General features: G+C 66.4%; 9 protein-coding genes. 3 read left to right on the forward strand and 6 right to left on the reverse strand.

Features of this window, described 5'->3' with window-relative positions:
* Positions 1-19: 19 nt before the first annotated feature.
* Positions 20-808: a DNA/RNA non-specific endonuclease gene (locus VSR72_RS43655; protein ID WP_342958375.1), complete on the forward strand. Its 789-nt coding sequence runs from the start codon at positions 20-22 to the stop codon at positions 806-808.
* Between the two features lie 36 nt (positions 809-844).
* Here VSR72_RS43655 and VSR72_RS43660 read toward each other — a convergent pair whose 3' ends face one another.
* Both VSR72_RS43660 and VSR72_RS43665 read right to left on the reverse strand, forming a co-directional pair.
* Complete coding sequence (locus tag VSR72_RS43660) at positions 845-1,435, reverse strand: YSC84-related protein (protein WP_342958367.1); 591 nt, start codon at positions 1,433-1,435, stop codon at positions 845-847.
* A gap of 22 nt (positions 1,436-1,457) precedes the next feature.
* Entirely contained in the window at positions 1,458-2,333 is an 876-nt protein-coding gene (locus VSR72_RS43665; protein ID WP_342958368.1) for a peptidoglycan DD-metalloendopeptidase family protein, read from the reverse strand.
* A 431-nt stretch (positions 2,334-2,764) separates the two neighbouring features.
* Here VSR72_RS43665 and VSR72_RS43670 point away from each other — a divergent pair, with 431 nt between their 5' ends.
* Complete coding sequence (locus VSR72_RS43670; protein ID WP_342958369.1) at positions 2,765-3,025, forward strand: hypothetical protein; 261 nt, start codon at positions 2,765-2,767, stop codon at positions 3,023-3,025.
* 24 nt (positions 3,026-3,049) lie between these two features.
* Here VSR72_RS43670 and VSR72_RS43675 read toward each other — a convergent pair whose 3' ends face one another.
* The 3 genes from VSR72_RS43675 to VSR72_RS43685 all read right to left on the reverse strand — a co-directional run bounded on the left by VSR72_RS43675 (position 3,050) and on the right by VSR72_RS43685 (position 5,940).
* Positions 3,050-4,291: a dienelactone hydrolase family protein gene (locus VSR72_RS43675; RefSeq protein WP_342958370.1), complete on the reverse strand. Its 1,242-nt coding sequence runs from the start codon at positions 4,289-4,291 to the stop codon at positions 3,050-3,052.
* 79 nt (positions 4,292-4,370) lie between these two features.
* Positions 4,371-5,012 carry an HAD family hydrolase gene (locus VSR72_RS43680; RefSeq protein WP_342958371.1) on the reverse strand — a complete coding sequence of 214 codons (642 nt, stop codon included), beginning with the start codon at positions 5,010-5,012 and terminating at the stop codon, positions 4,371-4,373.
* Positions 5,013-5,211: 199 nt separating this feature from the next.
* Positions 5,212-5,940: a Crp/Fnr family transcriptional regulator gene (locus VSR72_RS43685; RefSeq protein WP_342958372.1), complete on the reverse strand. Its 729-nt coding sequence runs from the start codon at positions 5,938-5,940 to the stop codon at positions 5,212-5,214.
* A gap of 117 nt (positions 5,941-6,057) precedes the next feature.
* On the opposite strand from VSR72_RS43685, the gene VSR72_RS43690 reads away from it, so the two are divergent.
* Entirely contained in the window at positions 6,058-6,606 is a 549-nt protein-coding gene (locus VSR72_RS43690) for an Mpo1-like protein (RefSeq protein WP_342958373.1), read from the forward strand.
* Positions 6,607-6,624: 18 nt separating this feature from the next.
* On the opposite strand, the gene rarD is transcribed toward VSR72_RS43690, so the two are convergent.
* On the reverse strand, positions 6,625-7,518 hold the full coding sequence (rarD, locus tag VSR72_RS43695) for an EamA family transporter RarD (protein WP_342958374.1): 894 nt from the start codon (positions 7,516-7,518) through the stop codon (positions 6,625-6,627).
* Positions 7,519-7,940 lie beyond the last annotated feature (422 nt).

The raw sequence follows: 7,940 nt of genomic DNA on the forward strand, positions 1-7,940 counted from the left end.
AGTCCCGCCCGTCCGCTCGATGAAGAAGCTGTTCGCCTCACTGATTTCCTCCCTGCTGCTCGCCGCGGCGAGCCATGCAACCGCTGCACCGGCCTGCTCGCAATTCGTGCCCGACGGCCAGTTCCCGGCGCTCACGAATCAACGCATGGCGCCGAAAACGCGCATGCTCTGCTATTCCGATTTCGTCGTGCTGCATTCGGGCGTCACGCACGGACCGCTCTGGTCTGCCGAGCATCTCACGCGCGATCACCTCGAAGCCGCGAAAGACATGACGCGCACGAACCGCTTCTTCGAAGACGACCGCCTGCCCGAAGGCGAAGGCGCGACACTCGCCGACTACAAGCGCAGCGGCTTCGACCGGGGCCACATGAGCCCAGCGGGCAACCGCTGGAATGCACAGGCAATGGCGGAATCGTTTTCACTCGCCAACATCGTTCCGCAGAATCGCGAGAACAACCAGCGCCTCTGGGCCCATATCGAAACCGCAGTGCGCAAGCTCGCATCGAAGTACGGCGAAGCCTATGTCGTGACCGGCCCGCTCTTCACGGGCGCGCAGCTCCAGACGATCGGCGCGACGCGCGTGCTCGTGCCGACGCAAATCTTCAAGGTCGTGTACGTGCCTTCGCAGCGGCTCGCGTTCGCCATCGTCGCGGACAACACGGCCGTCGATCGCTACGACGTGCGCTCGGTGCGCGATCTCGAAGCGCAGAGCGGCATTGCGTTCCCGGGCATTCCGGCGGATGTCGCGGCCAAGGAAAAGGTCTCGTTCAATGGCCGCGGCTTTGCCGTGAGCAAATGGGGCTGGTAAGCGGGTAAGCTCGCGCACCGGGAACGAGCGGCGGGCTTAGATATCGAGGCGCGAGACTTTCGAGCCCTCCAGCGAGACGCCCGCCATGAGACCGGCGTTCGTCAGCACGAACGCTTCGATGGGGTTCACCGCCGTCGAGGTATCGATCTTGCCGTTGGCGCCCATTTTCACGAGCGCCACGGTGGCGTCCGCGCCCGCGCTCCAGCCGCTGCTGCGCTTGAAGCGGTCGAGCGAGGTACGCGTCATGAACGCATAGACGATCGCGCGCGACTGCGCGCCGATCTGGGCGCCGAACGAGCCGCCCATCGTCGAGAAATAGCCGATCGAGCGGCCTTCCACGCGCAGCGCGCCGCGCCCATATTCGGCGCCGATCACGAAACCCGCGCCTACGACTTCCGGAAACACAAGCACGCCACGCGCCTTGGCAATGAGTTCGCTCGCGCCCGGCACGGTGTGAGACAGGCGTGCGAGCGTTTCGTCGACTCGCGTGTCGATCTCGCGGCGCGCAACGGCGTTTTCCGTGGCGGGGTCGGCATCGGCGGAACCCGAGGTCGTCGTGCAGCCCGCGCTCGCCGCGAGCCATCCGGCAGCAGCCAGCGAGCCAGCGAGGAATTTCCTTCGCTTCATTTTGATTCGGCTTCCTTGATAATTATTGCGGCGCCTTCGGCAGCCATGCGAACGGATCGACGGGCTTGCCGTTCTCGCGCACCTCGAACATGAGGGTGGAGATGCCCGCGCCATCCGTGCCGCTCACGGCGATCGCCTGGCCCTGCTTCACCGTGTCCCCCTCTTTCACGAGCAGCTTTGCGTTGCGTCCGTAGGCCGTGACCATCCGTGCGTCGTGCTTCACGATGACGAGCTTGCCGTACGCCTTCATACCGCTCCCGGCATAAACCACGCGGCCCGCTGCCGCCGCTTTCACCTGCTGCCCAGGCGGCCCGGCGATCACCACACCCTTCGATTTTCCCTTGAAGGGCTGCGCAACGCTGCCCTCGATCGGCCAGACGAAACGGGCGTTGCTGCGCGCGGCAGCGGGTTTCGGTGTGGCCGCGGGTGGAGCGGTGACTGCGTTTGCCGATGCGGTTGCCGGCGTCGTTGCCGCGCTGCCCGCTGGTGCGGCGGCAGGCTTTGCTGTCGTAGCGGCGGGAGTGGCGCCTGGGGCGGCCGCGGGCGGTGCGACACGCAAGAGCTGCCCCACCTGGACCTTGCCGTCGGCGGGCAGCTTGTTCCAGCTCGCGAGGTCGGCGGGGCGCTGGCCTGTGGCTTTCGCAATGCGATAGAGCGTGTCGCCGGACTTCACGCGATAAAAACCTGACGGGGTTTCGGGCGCGGCTTCCTTGGCGGGCAACGCCGAAGCGGCGATAGCCGGGGGCGGCACGGCGGTCGTGGTGACGCCGGTTTCGGCGGCCGGTTCGACCTCTTCGCTTTGCGCAGTTCGCCACGGCGTGACCGTGCAGCCGCTCAATGCGAATTCAAGCGTGATGGCTAGCGCGAGCGTTGCGCCGACCGCGACGCGCGAGGCCATGGCGCGTCGCGCGGCCCCTTGATGCCGTCCGCGCATCGTCAGGCCCGCGGATCGGCGTTGTCCGCCGCGTCCGTTCCCGCGATTTCAGATACCTTATCCAGAATTCCCATCGATGACTCCTTGCTCGCACTGAAACAGATCGTCCGCGCCTGTGGGCGCGGGTGCGTCATCATCGTTGGTTTGCCTGGGGATGCCGCGGTTTAGCGCGGGCGAGTTGACCTGTATCAGCGCGTGCGCAATCCCTGCGTGTGGCCTTGACACTCATGCGACAAAGCCGCTGCAAATTTAGGCAGAAAAGACGAAGCGACAGGCAGGAATCGACGAAGAGGATTGAAGTCGCGGGGCGTGGCTCCCTATAATGCGGGCCGCGCCATCGAGGCACTACCGGGGGCACGCCCCCGTCAAGCATCAAGCAGAAGGAGGATCAAACGGTGTTCGACGCATACGCAAACGAAAGCGACGTGCTCAACGTCCAGGGCGACGCGCTCACGCTCACGAACGGCACGACGCGCGTGACGCTTGCCGGCACGCTGGAGTTCACGCGCGACAAGCGCGGGCTCGCCGCCGCGCTGGCACTGAAGGCGGCGCTCGACGACGTCGTGAAGAAACTGCAGGCCGACCCGCATTTGCCCGCGAAGGTCGCCGACGAGCCGGACCAGAAACCCGGCGTCGTCGACAATCCGTTCAACTGAAAACGTTCACACGCAGCGCGCGCATCAGAACGGCTTGCCTTCGCTCTCGCTCCAGGCGCGCGCCATGAGCGTGTTCGAGGGCAGCGTTTCGTCGAGCAGCTTCTTCGCGCTTTGCGCGCCTGCGATCGGCAGACCGGTGGGATCGATCGCGCCGATTTGCGCGAGCACCGAAGCCTGGTCCCAGTAGATGTGCTCGTTATAGAGCTTGTTGCCGCGAAAGCAGATCACGGCGAGCATCGGCACTTCGAAGTATTTGCCCGTGGGCGCAAGGCCCGGCAGCAGCCAGTCGATCTCGCGGTCGTGCGTGCAGCAGAAGATGAACTCGTCCACCACACGGTCTGAGCCGATCGTGCGCGAGATCGGAATCAGGCGCGTATCTTCCGGGTTCGAATGCACGAAATGGTGCGTGTAGAAGCGCTTGAGCTCGTCGTGGCCCACGCCGCCCGTCATCGTGGGAATGTGGTTGACGTAGGGCTGCGCGACCATGGTCGGCATCACGTCGCTCGGGTTGCGCGCGACGAACTCGTGATAGCAGTGCTCTTCCCACAGCGCGTTGAAGTCGTAGATCGGCCCGAGCACGCGGCGCAGCATGGCGAGCGTGCGCGAGTACGCCATCATCGTGGCCGGCTTGTCGTACTGTGGGCGCGAAGACGAAGCGAACGCGTGGTCGCAGCCCGGGTACGTATACAACTCGACGCCCGGCTTGCCCGTTAGCGCCGCTGCAATGCGCTCGCGCGCAGCGGCGTCGCAGTAGGCGTCGTCGGCGCCGAAGTGCAGCATCAGCGGGCACGTGATGCGCGAGGCTTCGTCCAGATCGTTTTCGAGGCCCACGGCGTAATAGCCGATTGCGCAATCGGCATCGGTGCGCGTCGCGCTCAGGTACGCGAGCTTGCCGCCGAGGCAGAAACCCACCACGCCGGCCTTGCCGCGATGCTGCGGATGCGCGCGCAGCGCGGCGAGCGTTTGCGCGACGTCCTGCATCGCGAGGTCGACGTCGAAGCGCTCGTAGAGCGAGAACGCCTTTTGCGCGTCGGCGCCCTCGTAGCCCAGATCGACGTTCGGCTCCAGACGCCAGAACAGGTCCGGCACCATCACGACGTAGCCTTCCTCTGCGTAACGGTCGGCGAGCGCGCGCATGTAGCCGTTCACGCCAAAGATCTCCTGCAGCAGCACGAGGCCGGGGCCGCTACCCTCGGGCGGCAGCGCCGTGTAGGCGCGGAATTCGCCGCCGTCGTGCGACTTCACCTGGGTCCATTGTCCGTTCATTGGCGTGTCTCCTCTCTCCGTTTCGGTTAGTTGCCGTAGGTTAGCGTCGATCTCGCGCCGCTGCAGCGCGTCGAACCATTCACGCCGCGCCGAAGCCGCCCGCCGCCGCCAGCGGCGGCAGCGCCGACTCGCCGCGTATCCATGCGTATTGCGCAAGCTCGGCCATTTCCTTGTCACCGCGGCTGTCGCCATAAGCGTAGAGCGTGGCCGGCGCATTTTTCCCCCACCACGCGCGCAGCCGCGCGACCTTCTCCGGCCCCCAGCAGTTGTTGCCCGCCAGTCGGCCCGTGTACACGCCGTCGCGCCATTCGAGCTCGCTCGAGAGCACCGTGCCGATGCCGACCGTCTTTGCCCACATGCGCAGATAGATCGACGGCGACGCGCTCACCAGCACGACCTCGTGCCCGAGCGCCTGGTGTTCGGCCACGCGCGCGAGCATTTCGGGGCGTAGCAGCGCGGGCAGACGTCGCTCGACGAAGCGCTGCGCGGCGGCTTCGAGCGCCTCGCGCCGCACGGGTCCCATCGTGGCGGACAGGAAGCGCGCCTTGGTTGGCCCGCGTGGCGACCAGCCGAGCGGCACGCCGATGAGCGAGGGCAGGCAGCGCAGGGCGGCGGCTACGAAGCGGGCTGGGCCGGCGGCGTCGAGCATGAAGGCGCGAAAGCTGTCGGACGTGGTGATGGTGCCATCAAAGTCGAATGCGGCGACGACGCGGTCGTTCATGAAGCGATATGAGCGTGGTGTGGAAGGGAAAGGCGGCGCGACTGGGCGCGCCGACCGGGCGTCATTGTCGGCGCAAACGCGATGCGGCTGCAACGCAGCGCCGGTGCGCGCCACGACGTTGATGTTATTCGTCAATGTGTATCGATATGGACGCGCATTGACGCTGAATCGATAGCATCACTGTGGCATCACTGCAGCGTCATTGCGCGTTTGACGCCAGGCCCGCGGCATCGACGATCTCGATTTCGCCGTAGCGCAGCGCGAGCAACCCTTCGCGCTCGAACTGGCGCAGGATCTGGTTCACGGTTTGCCGCGACAGCGCGAGCATCAGCGCGAGATCTTCCTGCGGCACGTTGATCACGCGGCGCGAGCCCGGCGCGCCTTGCGTGGCGCTTGCCTCGCCGTACTCGTTCGAGAGCAGCAGCAATCGTCGCGCCACGCGCGCGGCAGCGCCCAGCAGCGCGGTTTCCTCGATCGCGTCGAACGCGAGACGCAGCTTTTGCGCAAGCAACAGGCCAAACGTGTGCCAGTACGCAGGCGTTGCATCGAGCAGCGCCACGAGCGCCGCGCGCGGCACGTGAAAGAGTGTGGAGTCGCGCTCGGCATAGGCGTCGTGCGTGCGCGCGCCGCCGTCGAAAAGCGCAATCTCGCCGAACCAGTGCGCTGGCCCGACCACGGCAAGCAGCGCCTCGCGGCCCGCTACGCTCGCCGCCCCCACGCGCACCGCGCCTTGCAGCACGCAGTAGAGGCCATCGTCGGCGTCTGCGCGCATGAAGAGCCGCTCGCCCGCCTGCAACGTGCGCACGCGCCCCGCCGCACGCAGCGCATCGCGCAACGGTTCGGGCGCGCCGCGAAACCATGTGCTGCGCTCGAGCGCGGCGGCCAACGGCGAACTGACGGCGATGGACGGGACGGGACGTGAAGTCATCGGTGGTGGTCGAGCGAATCAGGCGAATCACAAAGCATCGGCGCAATTGTCGGCTAGCCGAAGGTTTGCGCTCGCAAGCCCGACGATCATAATGATTTTGGAGACAGTGAGACACCCATGAGAAACCTGACCGAGCAACTCACCCAGTACGCGGCCTATCATCGCGACGCGCGCAACATCGGCACCCATTTCGTCGGCATTCCGCTCATCGTGCTCGCGCTTGCGGTGCTGCTTTCACGGCCTGCGCTCGCGTTCGCCGCGTTTGGCCTGCCGGTTTCAGGCTCGCCCGCGTGGCTGCTGTTCGGTGCCGCAACGATCTACTACCTCGTACTGGACGTGCCGCTCGGACTCATGATGGCGGTCGTCTCGCTCGCGTGCGTGGCGTTCGGCGCGTGGCTCGCGCAGCAAGGCACCGCCGCGTGGCTCGGCAGCGGCGTGGGGCTGTTCGTGGTCGGCTGGATCTTCCAGTTCGTCGGGCACATCGCGTGGGAGCATCGCAAGCCGGCTTTCGTCGACGATCTGATCGGCCTCATGATCGGCCCGCTCTTCGTCCTCGCCGAAGCGCTGTTCAGCCTTGGCTGGCGCCCGCAGCTGCGTGCGGCAATCGAGGCAAAGGTGGGACCCACGCGCATCAATGCGCCGCGCACTCAGGAGGCGCGGCAGTAAACGGGCGTTGAAAAACCCTCAGCGCTCGAACCGGATGAGCCGCGCCGCGTGCACTGCCGTGAGCGCGACGGCAAGCCAGATCGGCACGTAGGTGCCGAGCTGGCGCATGCCGAGATGCTCGCCCAGCAGCGTTACCGAGACGATCACGAGCAGCACCGGCTCGACATAGCCGAGGATGCCGAAGAGCGCCATCGGCAGCATCCGGCTCGCCTTCAGGTACGAGGCGAGCGCGACGGTGCTGAGCACGCCGAGTCCGGGCAGCAGGACGAAGGCGAGAAACCTGTGCGCGTCGAGCAGCGCGAGCGAGCCACCCGTGCGCACTTCGATCACGGCCACCGGGACGAGCAGCAGCATCTCCACGGCGAAGGTGACGAGCGAATCCGCGTGAATCTTGCGGCGCAGCACGAAATACGGCGGGTAGCCGATCGCGACCAGCAAAGTAGGCCACGAGAACGCATGCGTGGCCCACAGTTCGTGCACCACGCCCACGGCGGCGCACGCCACGGCGAGCCATTGCAGCGGCTCGAGCCGCTCGTGATAGTAATAGCGCCCAACCAGCACCATGATGAGCGGCAGCAGGAAATAGCCTAGCGACACCTCCAGCATGCGTCCGTGCAGCGGCGCCCACAGGAACACCCATAGCTGCGAGCCCAGCAGCGCGGCGCTCGCCACCAGTGCGAGCGCGGTGCGCGGCTCGCGCGCCATGCGCACGACGAGCGCGCGCAATTGCGGCGCGCGCTTGCGCAGCACCAGCAAGGCCAGCGCGCCGGGCGCGGTCCAGATCACACGCCACGCGAAAATATCGAGGCCGCCGAGCGGCGCGAGCAGGAGCGTGTAAGCGGACATCAGCGCGAACAGCGCTGAAGCGCCCACGGAAAGCGCAATGCCGCGCCCGGGTTCGTACTGGTTCATCGGGGCACGCAGGGGCGGAAAACGAAAACGCGGAGATCGCGCGCGGCGCGGCGCGTAAATTTCGCGCGCGCGGGTAAAAACGTTGTCATTTGAATTGGGTATTGAATAAGGCGTGGGCGGGCGTTGCCGCCGGCGAGACCGCATTCTAGTCGTGTTTGGGCGGCGGCAGGCGCCGCAAACCCACGCCAGACAAGGCGGGCACACGCCGTGCGCGCCTGCGGACCGGTGCAAACCGAGCAATTTAGTCCGGCAGATCAAGCAGCGATGGACTAGAACGTAAGTCTCGCCACGCCAGCCCGCCGTCGCTTGCAGTTGTCTCACCTGGCTGGAATTCGCTTCGACGGAGCGCCACGCCAACGCCCGCCGCCGCGATTCACGACGCCGTCCCCAACGTCCAACGCCCCCTGGAGCCCGCATGCCAC

This window comes from Paraburkholderia sp. JHI869 (genome assembly GCF_038900775.1).
Lineage (GTDB): Bacteria > Pseudomonadota > Gammaproteobacteria > Burkholderiales > Burkholderiaceae > Paraburkholderia.

Coding starts and splice junctions, on each gene's coding strand:
- VSR72_RS43690 (WP_342958373.1), top strand. CDS start 6,058: ATGAGAAACCTGACCGAGCAACTCACCCAGTACGCGGCCTATCATCGC.
- rarD (WP_342958374.1), bottom strand. CDS start 7,518: ATGAACCAGTACGAACCCGGGCGCGGCATTGCGCTTTCCGTGGGCGCT.
- VSR72_RS43675 (WP_342958370.1), bottom strand. CDS start 4,291: ATGAACGGACAATGGACCCAGGTGAAGTCGCACGACGGCGGCGAATTC.
- VSR72_RS43665 (WP_342958368.1), bottom strand. CDS start 2,333: ATGGCCTCGCGCGTCGCGGTCGGCGCAACGCTCGCGCTAGCCATCACG.
- VSR72_RS43685 (WP_342958372.1), bottom strand. CDS start 5,940: ATGACTTCACGTCCCGTCCCGTCCATCGCCGTCAGTTCGCCGTTGGCC.
- VSR72_RS43655 (WP_342958375.1), top strand. CDS start 20: ATGAAGAAGCTGTTCGCCTCACTGATTTCCTCCCTGCTGCTCGCCGCG.
- VSR72_RS43680 (WP_342958371.1), bottom strand. CDS start 5,012: ATGAACGACCGCGTCGTCGCCGCATTCGACTTTGATGGCACCATCACC.
- VSR72_RS43660 (WP_342958367.1), bottom strand. CDS start 1,435: ATGAAGCGAAGGAAATTCCTCGCTGGCTCGCTGGCTGCTGCCGGATGG.